The sequence below is a fragment of the Bacillus sp. FSL W8-0770 genome (genome assembly GCF_038008705.1).
GTDB lineage: Bacteria > Bacillota > Bacilli > Bacillales > Bacillaceae_G > Bacillus_A > Bacillus_A cereus.
Map to the genome: position 1 here is coordinate 539,349 of NZ_JBBOZR010000002.1, position 17,591 is coordinate 556,939.

A 17,591-nucleotide genomic window follows, 5' to 3' on the forward strand; every position below is an offset into this window, starting at 1 on the left:
ATAGTGTCTTTTTATATGTTGACTTATTCTGAAAGAAAGTGTAGTGATTAATCATAATTTGTTGGATACTTCTTGGTTAATTCTATTATAACATTATCAGGGAAGAATTTAAATGCATTTATGCATATATATAATTTTATTATATTTTAGACACGTCTGAATTTCTTTCGATTTCCAAAAGTTCCAGTTTCTTTATTTTTTATATCTATACTATAATTTAACTGCTAAATCGTAAAAAAGGAGTTCTAATAGATATGGAGATGAGAAACTTACAAAAACTAATTGAAGACAAGAAAGTAGAATTAATTAAACTTGTAGATAAATATGGATTTAGACATCAGCAGGTGCTAAGTTTAAGTCAAGATATAGATAAGTTGATAAATCATATTATTTATATAAATAACAGACATAAGTAGAACCCTACATTTATAATTGCCGTTTAATGAGAATTACTTTGGAATATTTTAACGAATTTCCGGAAAGAATTCTCCTTCCTCAAGCGTGTGAAGGGCGTAGCCCAACGGTAGGTGGGAGATGAATTTCGGTTTGGCGTAGCCAAAAGGTTTTCCTTTTTATTTTGCCTCTGATATAATCAGTCTTATAAATTATAAGGGCTGGTATATAAATGAAATTAGATAGTAATAACCATTCAGTATTCTTGTTATATTATCACCTTGTGTTGGTCGTGAAATACAGAAGAAATGTGTTTGATAATGATATGTCAGACTATGCAAAAGATATGTTTGTTCGACTATCTAAAAACTATAACATCACGTTAGTTGAATGGAATCATGATGTAGACCACGTTCATATTTTGTTCAAGGCACACCCTAATACAGAAATGACAAAATTCATCAATGCTTATAAAAGTGCAAGTTCTCGACTTATTAAAAGAGACTTTCCACAAGTGAAAAAGAAACTTTGGAAAGAGATGTTTTGGTCAAGAAGTTTTTGCTTGCTAACTACTGGTGGTTCGCCAATAGACGTAGTAAAAACATATATTGAAAATCAAAGTGAAAAGTGAGGTGAAATGATATGACAAAGCAGAATAAAGCATATAAATTCCGTTTGTATCCAACAGAAGACCAAGCACATCTTATGCATAAAACTTTTGGTTGCGTACGTTTCGTGTATAACAGAATGTTAGCTGAACGGAAAGAAGCGTATGAAAAACATAAAGATGATAAGAATCAACTAAAGAAACAAAAGCTTCCCACTCCTGCGAAATACAAAGCAGAATTTGAGTGGTTAAAAGAAGTTGATTCATTAGCTTTGGCAAATGCTCAACTAAACTTGCAAACTGCCTATAAAAATTTCTTTCGTGGTCAAAATGACTTCCCAACATTCAAAAGCAAAAAAGACAGAAAGTCTTATACAACGAATGTAGTGAACGGAAATATTATATTGCTTAACGGTCATATCAAATTGCCAAAACTGAAAATGGTACGTATCAAACAGCATAGAGAAATACCACAAGGCCATATAATCAAGTCATGTACGATTTCTATGACACCTACTGGTAAATACTATGTGTCCATTTTGACTGAATACGAAAAAGAGATCGTACAAAAAGAAGTAGAAACAGTTGTTGGATTAGACTTTGCGATGGATCAATTATACGTCAGTTCTGAGGATGAGAGAGCCAATTATCCTAAGTTCTATCGTGAAATGTTAGACCGATTAGCAAAGGCTCAACGAGTATTATCAAGACGTACAAAAGGTTCAGGGCGTTGGAATAAACAACGTATCCGTGTAGCTAAGCTGCATGAAAAAGTAGCAAACCAACGTAAGAACTTCCTTCATCATAAGTCTAAAGAGTTAGCTACTCATTTTGATGTTGTAGCTATTGAAGATCTAAATATGAAAGGAATGTCGCAAGCACTTCATTTTGGAAAAAGTGTCGCTGACAATGGTTGGGGTATGTTCACTTCTTTTTTAGCTTATAAACTACATGAACAAGGCAAACAACTTGTGAAAATAGACAAATGGTTTCCTTCCACAAAAACATGTAGCAGTTGTGGAAATGTGAAAAATATGTCATTGTCTGAGCGAGTCTATTCTTGTATATGCGGTGTAAATCTCGATAGAGATTATAACGCAGCTATCAATATCAAAAATGAAGCAATACGCCTATTGGCGTTAGTATAGATAGCAATAAAATAACCCTTGGAACAAGGGAGTTAGCTCGGCTGTCTTAGGACGAATTCGTTAGCTACCAAAAGTAACGACTAACCGAGAAGCCCCCACTTCAAACAGTCCGTTAGGGCGTTAAGTGGCGGGTAGTTCACAATACTAAAGGGATTTCTATTTTGATAAAAGATTTAACATTGAAGTGGCTACAAAATAGTAGAGATAAGGTTCAGAAAGCGTACAAAAAGTATGTTAGTTTATTGAAAAAATCTCTACAGGGGGCGTAGGGAAAGTCTAAGGGTATTGAAGAATTGTCGATTCTAAAAGTAACGGACTTCTTGAAATATAATAAGTTCAACATAAAATTCGTTGAAACCGTATATAATAATGTTGGATTATTGCTTCTAAAGCACCGGCATTTAAAGCTAGAAAAGAATTAAAAGAATCTGTGAAATAATTATACATAGTAAAAAAGGGTTTGATATTCATATCAGATCCTTTTTTCATTATTAGTTTAGTATAATTGTTCATCGTAGCTACTTAACAAGAGTTTAGAAACTAAATATTTTTCGGGTACTACAATCTTAACCTAATAATTTTCTTAGTTTTTGGTATTCACTTTCCCAGCTTAACGGACATGAGGCACTATATCATCAAAAGAAAATTAGATGTTTTTAGTATTAAATAAAATTAGTAGCAATACTATCTAGGTTCTTTAAGAAAACCAAATGAGAGAGCAACATTTCAAAGGGTATCTTGTGATATAACTAAGTAGAATTTTAAGCAAGGGGATGATGAGATGAATAAATTGAAGGGGAAAATTGCAGTAGTAACAGGGGCTAGTAGAGGAATAGGCCGAAGCATTGCCTTACATTTGGCACAGGCTGGTGCGTTAGTCGTTGTTCACTATAGTAAAAGAAAAGAAGAAGCAGAAAGTGTAGTGGATAAAATTAAACAAGATGGCGGTTCCGCATTTGCGATTAGTGCAGACTTAAGTACCTTTAACGGTATTAATAAATTGTATTCAATGATGGATCAATCTCTTCAAAAATATATAGGCGATACTACATTTGATATTCTTGTAAACAACGCTGGAATTGGGCAGATTTTAACGTTAGAGGAATCTACAGAGGAGTCTTTTGATGAGGTTATGAATATTAATGTGAAAGCTCCATTTTTCATTATTCAAAAGGCTTTGCCACGTTTAAAAGATGGAGGCCGGATTATCAATATTTCGTCTTTTGTCACACGGGTAGCCTCCCCAAGTGTTTTTGCCTACAGTATATCTAAGGGAGCAATTAATACACTCACTCATACTTTAGCACAACAACTTGGTGCCCGTGGTATTACAGTAAATGCAATTCTCCCGGGTATAATTAATACAGAAATGAACGCTGAGACATTGGGGAATAGAGATGGGCAAAAATATGCCGCAGGTTTATCTACATTTAATAGGTTGGGAGAACCTAATGATATAGCTGATATTGTAGGTTTTCTTTCTTCATCAGACAGTCGTTGGATAACTGGTGAGTTAATTGATGCAAGTGGTGGATCTTGTTTATAATGCTAGAGGAAAAGCCGACTTAAATAGAGTGGGATTTGCAACTCTATTCTTTATTTGTTAAAACACCGAACTACACACCATTTATTAGTTCTTACAAAAAACAGCTTGAAATAAGGCAAAATGTATTAAGTCAATCAAGATAGAGAAGCAATTATGCTGTAGTAGGATTAGTAGTAAGTGTAAATAGTAAAAATGCAATGAATATGCACAATTTCATATATAAATAGGTACTTTTTGTTAACTCTTTCACAGAAAACGAAATGTATGAAATTAGTATGATAGAATCAATTTGTATTAAATACAAAGGGGATGAGTGTATGCTAAAAAGAATGATTTTAGGAGTTTCATCATTAGTAGTGGGAGCAACAGTTGGCTTAGCGACTGATGTATCCGCAGCACCTGCACCACCATTAACATCATTAAATGTGGTAAAAGTTGAATCTCAATTAGGCGGGGTTGAATTTATTGGTCCTAATAATTTAAGTACAGTTAAAGATCATGGAGGGAGCTATTTATACATTTATACAAATGAAATGGGATATGGTAGAAATCCAATTGCTCAAATGAGTGGTCAAAAACTAAAAAAAGTAGATTCTAAGATGATTGATATAAATGGGGATAGAACAGTGGATGGATGGGAATATAAATGGGATGCTTCAGGACAGCAAAATGGGCAATTTAAATATCAAAATACATCTACAAATGCACCTTGGAATACATTATCTACGTCATTAAATATTAAATAAACTAACAGAAGAATGCGATGTTATTTTTTTATGTTTGTTATATATGTAATGTATAGATACCTAAAGGAGTCTACGTTTTTAAGTAGGCTCTTTCTAACTAATGATAAGATATCAGCAAATTGATAAACTATTTTGTCTAATCGATAAACCGAAGTTTACATAACATTTTTCTAGTAAACAATTCTGGGTTTAATAGTGTAATCAATAACGAAAGGAAATCTTTTATAAAATCAATTAAGTTATTTAGTGGGTCTTTCATCATAAATATCTAAAACTACATATTTATGAAATTTTATAAAATTTTCACTTTATATTTAGTCCTAAATCATACGATTTTAATACAAAATACTATAATTTGATTAATAATAGCAGTGTAAAAAACATTAAATATATTTAGATTTTAGAGCTAATGTTACTTTATTACATAATTTGTTTAAAGGGATATATAGGGTTATTATTCAATGTAACTAAAATAATTTAAAAGGAGATAGGAAGTTATGTTTAAAGTAAAAACAAGGGGAAAAATAAAAAGAATTGTTATGGTTTCAACGGCTTGTACCATGTTGTCAATGTATGGAGCACCAATTTCTAGTACAGAGGCAGCAACCCGATCGCATGCCCCATCAGTTTATGTAACACCACAAAATACTGCTGCTTCAGATATTATTAGTATAGACTGGTCACCAGTCCAAACAGCACCTTATACGTATTGGGCTGTGCATAACTGGAATCAGGGAGGGGAGGGTGGTGGTTATGCGGGTTTCCAACAACAAAGTGGTTTTGATCAATTCGGTAAACGTACCCTTCACTTTGCACTTTGGGATCCAATAGCATCAAACCAAGCAATAAAAGCTGAATATTTATCGCCGACTTCAGAAGCCAGCAGATTTGGTGGAGAAGGAACAGGTCTGAAGGTACAAACAACTTATAATTGGAAAGATAGTGAATGGTATAGAATGACTCTACGCTCTTGGCAAGAAGATGGCCATACAAAGTTTGGCCAGTGGATAAAAGATAATACATTAAATCAATGGAAGTTAGTTGTTATTATGGATCATCCAGTTACGAATGTTGCATTTAACTATGGTTTATCGATGTTTCAAGAGGACTGGGCTGGTAATGGACAAGATGTAAGAGAAGCACGTCTTAAGAATGGATACAGCAGAAAAGTTTCAGATAAACAATGGAATTCTTGGAATAATCAGCGTATCTCTGGGCAACATGATACGTCCTATCAATACGATGGAGGAGCAACTTCAGAATATCTATGGGTTAGGGCAGGAGGAAATACTCAATCAACTATTGGTACTGGAAAAACGTTTAATATAAATCAGCCTAGTCAACCAGAAATGGGAAATTTAGATTTTGATATCCAAAATACTCGCTTTGAAGCTGGAAAATTAAATGTTTCATGGAAATTGAAAGAACAAAGTACTCCACAGTTTAAAGGGAAAATTGAAATCTATGACAATGAAAAGTTAGCGGGACAACCTTTAAAAGTAATTGATAATATTAAGTCCTACCAAACTGAGGTAAGTCAAACTATGCAATTGCCTCAAACAGCTTTTGCTAAAATTACATTAACAGATATATTTGATCGAACTGTAGAGAAAAAAGTAGGAATTACAAATGGAAATTCTGATATTTTAGTAGGGAATCGATTTGCATGGTCCCTAAAAGGAATTAGTGATTTTGAGTTTGCAAAAATCAATTTCAATAAGTCGACAGAAGAAATGCAAATTGACTTAAAAGCAGGCGTACCGCATCATTATTTTAATGAAACGTATGCGAGTATTAAAGTACAAAATGCATTAGGAAAAGTAGTGTATAATAATGACATTTATGGAAACAAACAACAAAATACTGAAACCCAAACAGTGCCCGTAAAAGTGGGAGATTACATTGAATTAACTCATATAGAAGGAGACGCTGTAAAGGAAAAAAAACGCGCAACATTAATGAATCTTGAAAATAACAAAAATGAAACTATTGGAAAGACAGCAAGATACCAGGTTACAAAAGAGGGCTTAAAGAAAGTAGAAAAAATGCCAGAGACAACAATTCTAGATGGAAAACAATTTGCATGGTCATTAAAAGGATATAGTGATCGAGAAATTGCAAAAGTAGATTATAATCAAACAGCAGAAGAGCTGAAAATCAAATTAGAAGCTGGCGTACCGCATTCTTACTTCAATAGTACATATGCAAGTATTAAAGTCCAGAACTCGTCTGGTAGCGTTATGTACAATAAAGAAATCATGGGAAATGGACAACAAAATGCTGAAACCCAAACAGTACCTATAAAAGTGGGAGATTATATAGAATTTACTCATATAGAAGGGGATGCAGCTAAGGAAAAAACAAGAGCGACTTTAACTAACCTTGAGAATGGAAAACAGGAATATATAGGAAAGAAAAGAACATATCAGGTTACATCTACAGGATTAATAAGACAATAAATGTATAAAAAAGTTGGGGGAATCCTCAACTTTTTTGTCATTTTAGCCAAGAAGACTCCTTCCAAAAGGAACGCGAATTGAGTAGGTGAAGATGAATTGGTTTCGGGCAAGAGATGAAAGGAAGCTATCTTAATTGTTTGACATACATAAACAGTTACTCCATTGCCTTTCAAGTATATGCTTATTGTATAACAGACACATGCCGAAATGGAGCTGAAATGAAGGATAATTAATAAAACACAAGCAACTCTAATTGTAATAGTCTATGGGAACATTATTAAAATTGAACGATTTTAATAGAACTTTGTTAATAATTAGTTAAAAAAGTATTGTACGATTAAATGTTTTATGTTACATTTGTGTTACAAAGATGTTACTTAACATTAAAATTATTTCATTTTTATTTCCTTCAATTTCTGTATTGTTACAAAAAGCTATAGATGTTTTTATGTGGATAGGAGTGTGTGTAGTAAAGAGCCTGAGTTTAAAATACGTGTACACTTTAAATTTCTTTTCTGTCTGAATGAAGAAGACTACCAACTAATTAAGGGGTTTAAAGTAACAACTTTAAATAAAATGTGCTTCCTTTCCCACACACACAAATTAGTACATATTTAAAGTACAGCCTAGTTGCTACACAGACTCTTGTACATATAAACATTAAGGTGAAATAGAGATAAAGATTTATTACATAAAAAGCATTACTTAGCTAAACGTAAAAATATCATCTGTGCATTTTTATGAAATGTTAAAATGCCTAGATGATATTTTTTTGAAGATTTCTTGGATATGTTTATGAATAACGATTTCTAATCTTTAATGATTTTTTACAACTAAAACATCCAATAATTTATGTAATTGAATTTATAAGGTGTATGTACATTCACTTATATAGGGAAAATGAGGTTTTTCATATGAAGTATGATTATAAAGTGTTTATATTTATTTGGACAATTATTTTATTATTTTTTCTACTTTATTATGGTTACAGTAAAATTTCTGACACCGAGCAAGTACCAGTCATAACGATCAAACAATAGAAGTACAAGATATTAGAAAAAACAAATAAGATAAAAATAGATACAGTAAAAAGTCTACGACAGGAAGTAATTAATCTTACTGTATCAGATGAAAATCTTAAAGTAAAAACGCCGATTCTATTAGAAGTGCAAAAACGTAAGGCTGTTACTTCGCGCATAGCTTAGTGGGTGCGTCAACCATCCATATGTATTCGACTTGTCGAGGCTTGTAGCTCACGTCGGATTCATCTGAGTGGTGGCTTCTTCCACAAGGAAGAATTGCTCTTTTTGAAAGGGTGGTGCAAGTGGGAAAGCAATAGTTCGTTGCTAGTACCAACCAAAAACATACTTGGGGTGTTACCATACGGTGGCATGAATTCTAGAGCGTCAAACTGTCTAGCGATAGAAGAAAAGACCTAGAGTTCTAACTCAAGCCCCCACTGAAACGCTTCATCTCAGTGGGGGTAGTTGACTTGAGTAGCATGCATGTGTCTGTTAACAGAGAATACACGTGACTAAAATGGAAAACTTTTAACCTATTTTTATTTATTCGTAACCTTTAGAGTTTCTAACACGATTTTCGTAGCGTCTGCAATAAGTGTATCATCGTATTCTGCATCTTCTTTATCATGATTAGAAAGGATGGAAAGAACAATCGGCTTTTTATTTGGTGGCCAAATAATTGCGATATCATTCCTTGTTCCATAAGATCCTGCACCTGTTTTATCAGCTACTTCCCATCCTTTTGGTACACCCGCACGAATTAATTTATCCCCAGTCGTATTTCTCTTCATCCAATCTACTAACAGTTCACGTTTCTCAGATGGTAGTACAGTTCCTAATGTAAAAGATTGAAGCGTCTTAGCGATTGCTTTTGGTGTACTCGTATCATGTGTTTCTCCTGGATTTACTTCATTTAATTCAGGTTCAAATCGCTCGGAGTTAGTAACAGTATCACCCATTTCCCTCAAGATTTTTTCAAATGCGGATGGACCACCTAACTTTTTAAGAATTAAATTATGTGCCGTACTGTCACTATATCGAACAGAAGCATCTGCAAGTTCTTTTAACGTCATTCCTGTATCCACATGCTTTTCAGTAATTGGATTATAATTAGATAGGTCTTCACGTGTATACGTAATTCTTTCATCAAGAGCTTCTATTGAATTCTGACGTAAAAGAGCTCCCACTGCTAATGATTTAGATGTAGAGGCAAATGCAAAACGATCATCTGCATGGTAAGCAACAGTCTGATTCGTACTTGTGTCCAGTGCGTAAATACCAAGTTTAGCGTTATATTCTTTTTCAAGTTTAGCAAAAGCATGATTACCTTTATTTTCTTGCTTAACTTGATTGGTTTGATTTGTTTGTTTATTTGATTCTGATTGCGTATTACTATTAGAACAGCCTATCAGTGTCGCGCATGAAAGTAATACGACAGGTACAATCTTTTTATAATGTGAATTGGTAAAGAACTTGTTTAAAACGAACATAAATTTTCAACCTCTTTCAAGAATATATGTTTTTAATTTAGTACTTCATACTGATGCGAGTGTAGAGAGCATACGATAACGATACTCTACAGCTTAAATTTTTCAGGTTACAGCACATTCAAAACGTTTACGGAATGAATAACCCAAAATTCAAGTGAAATATTTTTTTACTTTTTCACTTGCAATGAGTATCCCGTAAAAGTATGAAACTGGTAACATGTAAACGTAGTATTTCAATACACACCTTTTATACATCCTTCTCTTTTGCAAAATAATGAATCCTCTCATTTTTTTATTAACCGTATAAATAGGTGTCCAGCGGAGATAGGTTGTATCCAATTTGGACATCTATTTTCAGGAATACACGTAATAGACATTCTAAGTAATGCATTTGTTCCACTTTTAGATGAAGAAGAACTTGAGTATGGTGAAAAAATATTATGAATTACTATATAGAAACCTAGTTCGGTAAAGGAAAGTAATCGTGTAGCATTCTTTTTGCTATCTCCTCAAAAAATACGCTCACTGACTTTATAAACTGTATTTTCAGAAACATTGCAAGCGTGTAAGACAAATGAAAGGTAATTCAATATGAGAAAAACAACCTTACTACTACAATGAAAAACAGAAACATGAATAAAAATCATGTGTTACGATATAAAATTTAATTTGGTACTTAATAAATTTGACCAAGTATTCTAGTTTCAATAGGAGAAGCCGAAACAGATTAGTTGTGAATGGTACATGACTCGTATTAAAAAAATCATAATGTGGGCAGATATCTTCTATCAAATCTTATTCGTAGTGTGTACATTTGGAGGGAATTTCTCATATGAAAATAGTAAAAGTAAATGATCTTAGTAAAGAATATACAGGAAAGGTTCCACATACAGCACTTTCAAATATAGACTTAACAATTATGGAGGGGGAATTTGTTGGGATAATGGGACCTTCGGGAAGTGGGAAAACAACATTATTGAATATGATTTCTACTATTGACGCGCCAACATCAGGCAGTGTATGTATTCATAATCAAAATCCGTATCAACTCTCCTCTGATGATTTGGCCTTATTTCGCAGAAAGCAATTAGGATTCGTTTTTCAATCCTTTAATCTGCTGCATACCTTAACAGTAAAAGAGAATATAGTTCTTCCACTCGTATTAGATGGCATGAATGTGAAAAGAATAAATAAACAAGTAGAATCTATTTCGGAAAAATTAGGAATCAACGAAATTTTAAATAAGCGAACATATGAAATATCAGGAGGGCAAGCACATCGAACAGCGATTGCCCGTGCACTCATTCACTCTCCTAAATTGGTTCTTGCCGACGAGCCGACAGGAAACTTAGATTCTAAAGCCTCTCAAGATGTGATGGAACTATTAACACTATTAAACAAAGAAGAAAAGGCAACAATGATGTTAGTAACGCACGATCCAGTTACTGCAAGTTACTGTGACCGCATAATTTTTATTAAAGATGGCCAGTTATGCAATGAAGTTACTTGCAAAGATGAGCGTCCATTATTCTATAAAAAAATTATGGATAGTCTTTCTATGTTAGGGGGGAATAAACATGACTTTTCGACAACTCGCATTTAATAATGTTTTACGAAATAAAAGAATATATCTTGGTCATTTTTTTAGTAGTACATTTGCGGTATTGATTTTTTTCACTTATGGACTACTTGTCTTTCATCCGAACCTACAAGATGAGCTGACTCATCTAAGTACCATCATGAGTGCATTTGGAAAAATAGGATTTCATTTATCCTATTACTTAATCTTTGTTTTTTCTTTCTTATTTATTTTCTATTCTGTTAGTGCATTTTTAAAAAATAGAAAAAAAGAGTTTGGATTATTAATGTTACACGGAATGTCTAATAAGCAGCTTTATCGATTAATTTACTTCGAAAATATGTTGATTGGAATCCCTTCAATCGTAGTAGGCATTGGACTAGGAATGGTTTTTTCTAAATTGTTTTTATTGATTAGTGGGTCTTTATTAGGGATAGAGCAAACGTTAGCATTTTACTTTCCAATCAAGGCAATGGTAGTAACAGCAATGTCCTTTTTTATTTTATTTCTACTTATTTCTTTGTTTACATCAAAAATGGTGAAAATGAATGAACTTGTAGAACTCATAAAATCAGATGAAAAACCAAAAACTGAGCCAATAGTGTCTGTTTATATATCCTTGTTGGTCATTATTTTATTTGGAGCGGGTTACTCCTGCGTTCACCACAGTATCGCCGCGGTCGATTACATGCGTTTAAATCAATTATTCCTACTCGTAGGAGTAGGAGTCGTATTCATTGTATGTGGGACCTATTTTTTCTTTACTCAATTGTGTGTATATGTGTTATCCGCTTTAAAAAATAGAGAAACTACATTCTTTAAAAGAACCAATCTCCTTGTTATTTCAGAATTAATGTATCGCATGAAAGATAATGCGAGAACCTTTTTTATCGTATCAATTATATCTGCAGTATCTTTTACAGCAATTGGAGTTTGTACGGCTATTGCAAATCCTGAATTGGCTAAGCATGAGACTCCATATGCATTTACCTATCGTTCAGATAAGGGGAATATAGAAGAAAAAGCTCATATTGAAGAGATAAAGAAACAATTAGAGGAATCTGGATTTTCATATAACCTTGTAGCAACAGAATTTAAAAGGACATTAGACGGATTGGCTTTGATTAAACTTTCTGCGTATAATGAATACGCTAAAAAATTAGGGTATGAAATAGAGAAATTAACAAATGAAAATGATAGCATTGCTATACGACTTAATAAGAAAGAGAAAAGTACAGAGCATCTGAAATTTTTTGAAATAAATCATGGTGAACTCGAGATTCCACTTTCTGTACAAAAAACAGTGTATATCCCAGAGTTAGCCATGATTGATAACCCTGTTATTGTTTCTGATGCTGTTTATAATAAGGTCCTACATGTTCAAGAAGAAGGCGTACTCCGAGATTACACGATTTACGGTTTTATCGTTAAAGATTGGTCTGAAACAAGTGCGATTTCGACAAGTCTTAAGAAGTTCATTGGTACGAATCAAGAAGACTATTATAAGTTTTCATCACTGTATTTAAGATGGATTGAAATGAAACAACAAAACGGACTACTTTCTATTTCAAGTGTAATGGTGGGGATTGTATTTTTCGTGTTTACGTTAAGCTTTTTATATTTCCGGCTATTTACTGATTTAGAACGCGATCAAGAGCAATATGAAATGATCTCAAAATTAGGTTTAAGTAAAAGAGAGTTAAAGCAAATCGTGACAAGACAAATGATGTTACTATTTTTCCTGCCGATAGTAGTGGCTATGCTTCACAGTAGTTTTGCATTTCTAACGTTTCATCAATTAGGACAAACAGTAAGTAGGGAAATGTCTGTTTTACAAAGCTCAATTGTAGTATTAGTAAGCTTTATTTGCATTCAAATGGTTTACTTCTTTATTATTAGACACCACTATTTAAAACGTATACGTACAAAAATGCATTCATAAACCTTTATTTATAAGAGCCATTCTCAGTTATGAGGATGGCTTTCCTAATTTTAAAAAAATTAACTAACATGGTTCTAAATTTTTGTTATGGGGATAATTTAAAACCTTAAGCTGATTGTTGTGTGGTGAGAACTCATTAAGTAGAAATACGCTGTAGTCATTAAACAGTGGCAAAATACGCGTATATTATCACTATATTAAATCCTTGAAAAAATGACTAATCGTCTAGTATAGTCAACTGTACATCTGATTAATAGTCGTGTAAAATTTTATATGTAACTAAATCATTATAATTAGATATGTGAGTGACTTGGGGGAGACTACAAATTATGGAATCAAAGAAATTTACATTTACCGAGAAAGTACAATCTATTAAAGGAAAGACAGCTGCAAAGTATGGGGCAACAGTTCTTCTATTCTTTGGGCTGACATCTTGTTATAACCAAAAAACCGATAGATTATCATCACAAGTAGAACGTTATCAAGCAGAGTCAGAGAAATTAGCCAAAGAGTATGATGAATTAGAAATTAATTACATTAAGCTGAAGGCTAAACTAGATGCGATAGAGAATCTACCCGAGGAGAAACCTGCAGAAGTTGATGACACTGAAGAAAAACCTGTTGAGAAGGTGGAAGAGACGCTGATTCAAGATAAGGAGCCAGAGAAATCTGAAGAGGAAACACTCAAAGAGGAGCAATATGCAGCCCGAGAAAAGAAAGCATATGCGAATCTCAATTCTCTAGGAAGTTTAGAAGCGCAGGAGACATACAAAGAACTAATTAAGCCGAAGCTTTCGAGATGGGCTAGTAAGGATATGTTACAAGTAGCTAAGGAGGGTGTAAACTTTATTGAGATAGATGATAGTAACCTGCCATGGACAGATGTTACCGAGCTGAACGGAACAAGTACGAAGCATATCTATAAGAGTGGATTCGACCAATTAGAGATTTCATACAACTTTGACGGGACCATTACAAAATCTGAATGGAAAACAGGAGTGAATAAATAAGATGAAAAACTTAATGTCTACACTTACATCGTTAAATTTTGATAAAACTGTTATCGCATACTCGAACGGGATTCAGGTCTTTAAAGGAACATTACAGGATTATTTATGTCCCACCAAGAGAAGCGAGCACTGAAGGTAACAACATTCCGTATCTGCACCAAAGATGGGAACTAATATGTCTACATTTGAAAGATTACAAGAAGCGTAATCTTATAGCAGTAAGCAACATTCATGATATTAATGCAAGTAGAAACCCACTTGTAGTTACAAATCTAATTTAGATTATTGAAGATTGTTTTAGTGCAGCAAAAAATGTAGAACCCCATATCCATCAACTTAAGGATTTTATAACGCCCTCAAATAAGATTTTTGTACATTTTTACCCAGAAATATCAATTTTACTGTTTTGGGTTGTTTTTTCACTAGCTTGATGAATATGGGGTACTGACACATCGCTATTAACTTAAAAATTAATTGTTTCCCAAAACGAAAAAAGAAACATAGAAGTGAAAAATCTCTGTGTTTTTATTTTATTATAGAAGCTATTTTGAACGTAAGTAATTTGTAAGGAATAGGTAAGAAAAAAGAGATTTTTAATGTGTAAGATCAAAATATAAGGAGGTGTGTAAGGCGGAACAGATATGACTTATATATGAAAAACAAACCAGTAACAAGAGTGTTTTAAGCAAAAGAACTAATTTCTGGCGTTAACATATATGTGGAAGAAGAGGGATTTACCGTTTGCTAAGACAGAATAGCGTCCGTAAAAATAATAATTATGAATATGATTACGAATTCAATTCTGACTTTTTGTCATTGGTGGAGATAACAGCTGTGTGATTAATACGAAACAGCAAGCAACTAACTATACAATTTAAAAAAAGGAGTGGGGTGCTTTATGAAAACACGCAGTAAAATTACATGTGCAAGTCTATCATTTTTAATAGCTGGAAGTTCCCTGTTATACATAACACCAGCCTCAATTGTAAAAGCAGAACCCACGCAAAATGTATCTAGTTCGTTACAAACAAGTAATCAAAGCGATCGTACTTCCGTTAAGAAAGCAATGCGGGATGCACTCCAACTTGGATACCCTGGAATACTCGCTCAAATTTCTAAGGGTGGTAAAAATTGGAGCTATGCCGCCGGGATAGCGGATCTGAGAACCAAGAAACCAATGAAGGCAGATTTTCGCTTTCGCATTGGTAGTGTGACGAAAACATTCATTGCAACAGTACTACTTCAATTAGCTGCAGAAAACCGCTTGAATTTAGACGACTCCATTGAAAAATGGTTGCCTGGTGTTATTCAAGGAAACGGATATGATAGTAACCAGATTACGATCCGGCAGATATTGAACCATACAAGTGGTATCGCTGACTACATAAAGTCAAAGGACTTTGATATTAAAGATACAAAAAAAGCGTATACAGCTGAAGAATTCGTAAAGATGGGGATTTCTCTTCCCCCAGACTTTGCTCCAGGAAAGGGTTGGTCTTATTCAAACACGGGATATGTATTATTGGGTATCCTTATTGAAAAAGTAACTGGAAACAGCTATGCGGAAGAGGTTGAAAATCGAATTGTTGAACCGCTTGAATTGTCGAATACATTCCTACCTGGCAATTCAACGGTTATTCCAGGCACCAATCATGCCCGAGGATATGAAAGATATGACGGAGAAAGTGAGCTGAAAGACGTTACTTATTCTAATCCAGGTAGCTCGGATGGTGATATGATTTCTACTGCTGACGACTTAAATAAATTCTTCTCTTACTTGCTCAGTGGCAAATTACTGAAGGAACAGCAACTAAAACAAATGCTTACTACAGTTCCTACAGGAACAGAAGTAATCGATGGATATGGTCTTGGAATCTTTGAAACAAAACTTCAAAACGGTGTCTCGATATGGGGACACTCAGGAGGTGTCCCAGGGTTTTCTACTTTTGCTGGAGGTACACTTGGAGGCAAGCATACAGTGGCTATCAATTTGAATGGCCATAAAACTAGTCGTTCTGATCCTTTTAAAAATATTTTACTTGCTGAATTTAGCAAGTAGGTAAAAAGGAAAAACAGATAAAATTTCCCATAGTTTTTATAGTTAAAAATATAACTTTCTGGTTCCAAAAAACAACTTACTCTCAAAAAACTAGGGGGTAAAACAAGTTCTTAGCTTGATGGACATGGGGTACCGACACATATCCATCAAGCTAAGATTTTAAAATATTCTCTAAATTGAAAGTTTGTGTTTTTATCGTTTGGAGGTAACAGTTGTTGTAAGTTATTATAAATCGAAAAAACGAAGTTTGGTTGTTGCAAACTTCGTTTTCATTTATATCTTTTTATTGTTTTAAAAACTCTCCCATTATTTCCATTACGTCCTCTGAATCGGTTACTTTACCTTTAGAAAAACGCCATTGTTCTTTTCCATATCGTTCCATCTCAACCTTTATTACTTTTTCTTTATCTGAAACTTTTGCTTCTGGCAAAATAGATATGAAGTAACTAAACGATTGGCTAAATAATTTAGGCTGTTCGATTCCTGGATTTTCTTTTAACAATTTTTCATTTTCCTTATTTAATTTTGGCTGCAATTCGCTTAATAATAATGGTTTTACTTTTAATTCCACTTCAACTTTATCTTCCTCAGGAGAAGAACCTACTGATTTTACTGTAAATGTAACTTTTTCCTGCAGTACAGATTTTAACTTTTTATAATAGCTTTCAAATTCCTGGTCACTAATTCCATTATGCGTACTGGACATTGCATCTTTTTTAAATTCTTGATGTATATTTTGAGTAAATTGTTTTCCATCTTCACCGGACAATTCATTAATTTTGTCTATATCTTTATCATAATAAACAGCGTTTATATAGGTTTTTAGAGCTTCAGCTGGTTTGTTTAAGTCTTTTGTATTCTTTTCTATTTCTTGTGTATCAATTTTGAAAGAAACTTTTTCTGTTTCATCGTCTCTTTTTTTTGTTTCTTCATTGGAATAAACGAGCTCATATGATGAGGCTTTATTCACTTCATAGTAGAGAATCCCCGATGTTTTTTTACCAGGTTCTAATTCTATTAAACGTAATTTATCTGAATCAGCCTTATCATATTTCTTCATTTTTTCATCACCTTGATATAGTGTAAAGAGATAAGGTGATATCTCTAACATTTCATCCCCTTTATTTTTCAAACTCACTTTGAATTTCAATACTTTATCTTTATTTATTCCTCCTATTGACCCACTTAATGGTAATACGTACTCAGCATTTTCAACTTCAATTTCCACGTTCTTCGAAGACGAAGATGCCTTTCCATTTTTTACAGTTGTAGAACTTTGTGAAGAACTACAACCAGTCACAATAGTTAATGTGAATATAAATAAAAAACAAATCATAAAAATCTTTCTAAGTTTCACTTGAAACCCCTCCATCCCCTTATTTAAAAACATTTACTATTTTACCATGAAATTCAATTCGTTTGTCTATTGAGTGACAAGATAGCCAAACTTAGAGATAGAAGAACTAGAGATCCTCAAAGCCATACTGGTGACATAGTGCACTTGTTACTTTGCGAATGCAGAAACGAATGAAGTTCTTATTTGTAGAGGGAAATTATTAAAAATTTACATCTGATATGTTCGGATTAGCT

Annotated in this window: 12 protein-coding genes; 10 read left to right on the forward strand and 2 right to left on the reverse strand. The window is 33.3% G+C overall.

Going from position 1 to position 17,591, the window contains the following annotated elements; all coding sequences use genetic code 11:
* Nucleotides 1-254: 254 nt before the first annotated feature.
* The 6 genes from NST27_RS29320 (at nucleotide 255) to NST27_RS29345 (ending at nucleotide 6,899) form a co-directional block, all read left to right on the forward strand.
* Nucleotides 255-416: an aspartyl-phosphate phosphatase Spo0E family protein gene (locus tag NST27_RS29320; protein WP_000425962.1), complete on the forward strand. Its 162-nt coding sequence runs from the start codon at nucleotides 255-257 to the stop codon at nucleotides 414-416.
* Between the two features lie 209 nt (nucleotides 417-625).
* Nucleotides 626-1,024, forward strand: a complete 399-nt coding sequence (tnpA, locus tag NST27_RS29325) for an IS200/IS605 family transposase (RefSeq protein WP_016078303.1) — start codon at nucleotides 626-628, stop codon at nucleotides 1,022-1,024.
* A gap of 11 nt (nucleotides 1,025-1,035) precedes the next feature.
* Nucleotides 1,036-2,148, forward strand: coding sequence for an RNA-guided endonuclease TnpB family protein (locus NST27_RS29330; RefSeq protein ID WP_341035324.1), 1,113 nt, complete (start codon nucleotides 1,036-1,038; stop codon nucleotides 2,146-2,148).
* A gap of 781 nt (nucleotides 2,149-2,929) precedes the next feature.
* Complete coding sequence (locus tag NST27_RS29335; protein ID WP_001037518.1) at nucleotides 2,930-3,694, forward strand: SDR family oxidoreductase; 765 nt, start codon at nucleotides 2,930-2,932, stop codon at nucleotides 3,692-3,694.
* A 260-nt stretch (nucleotides 3,695-3,954) separates the two neighbouring features.
* The gene (locus NST27_RS29340; protein ID WP_002001753.1) at nucleotides 3,955-4,440 is read left to right on the forward strand and encodes a DUF4879 domain-containing protein; all 486 of its coding nucleotides are present in this window, start codon (nucleotides 3,955-3,957) and stop codon (nucleotides 4,438-4,440) included.
* Between the two features lie 497 nt (nucleotides 4,441-4,937).
* Nucleotides 4,938-6,899 (forward strand): DUF3472 domain-containing protein, encoded by a 1,962-nt coding sequence (locus NST27_RS29345; protein WP_061661906.1) that lies wholly within the window; start codon nucleotides 4,938-4,940, stop codon nucleotides 6,897-6,899.
* A gap of 1,561 nt (nucleotides 6,900-8,460) precedes the next feature.
* Here NST27_RS29345 and blaIII read toward each other — a convergent pair.
* Nucleotides 8,461-9,411 carry a class A beta-lactamase BlaIII gene (blaIII, locus tag NST27_RS29350; RefSeq protein WP_000497838.1) on the reverse strand — a complete coding sequence of 317 codons (951 nt, stop codon included), beginning with the start codon at nucleotides 9,409-9,411 and terminating at the stop codon, nucleotides 8,461-8,463.
* Nucleotides 9,412-10,243: 832 nt separating this feature from the next.
* On the opposite strand from blaIII, the gene NST27_RS29355 reads away from it, so the two are divergent.
* From NST27_RS29355 to NST27_RS29370, 4 genes are all read left to right on the forward strand, one after another.
* Complete coding sequence (locus NST27_RS29355; RefSeq protein WP_047386496.1) at nucleotides 10,244-11,014, forward strand: ABC transporter ATP-binding protein; 771 nt, start codon at nucleotides 10,244-10,246, stop codon at nucleotides 11,012-11,014.
* The gene (locus tag NST27_RS29360) at nucleotides 10,989-12,932 is read left to right on the forward strand and encodes an FtsX-like permease family protein (RefSeq protein WP_047386494.1); all 1,944 of its coding nucleotides are present in this window, start codon (nucleotides 10,989-10,991) and stop codon (nucleotides 12,930-12,932) included. Before NST27_RS29355 ends, NST27_RS29360 begins: the two co-directional genes overlap by 26 nt.
* A gap of 329 nt (nucleotides 12,933-13,261) precedes the next feature.
* Nucleotides 13,262-13,942 carry a hypothetical protein gene (locus tag NST27_RS29365; protein WP_000444115.1) on the forward strand — a complete coding sequence of 227 codons (681 nt, stop codon included), beginning with the start codon at nucleotides 13,262-13,264 and terminating at the stop codon, nucleotides 13,940-13,942.
* Nucleotides 13,943-14,840: 898 nt separating this feature from the next.
* Nucleotides 14,841-16,001 (forward strand): serine hydrolase domain-containing protein, encoded by a 1,161-nt coding sequence (locus tag NST27_RS29370; RefSeq protein WP_000857813.1) that lies wholly within the window; start codon nucleotides 14,841-14,843, stop codon nucleotides 15,999-16,001.
* Nucleotides 16,002-16,284: 283 nt separating this feature from the next.
* Here the strand turns inward: NST27_RS29370 and NST27_RS29375 are convergent, their stop codons facing one another.
* On the reverse strand, nucleotides 16,285-17,358 hold the full coding sequence (locus NST27_RS29375; protein ID WP_000776671.1) for a DUF5105 domain-containing protein: 1,074 nt from the start codon (nucleotides 17,356-17,358) through the stop codon (nucleotides 16,285-16,287).
* Nucleotides 17,359-17,591: the final 233 nt, after the last annotated feature.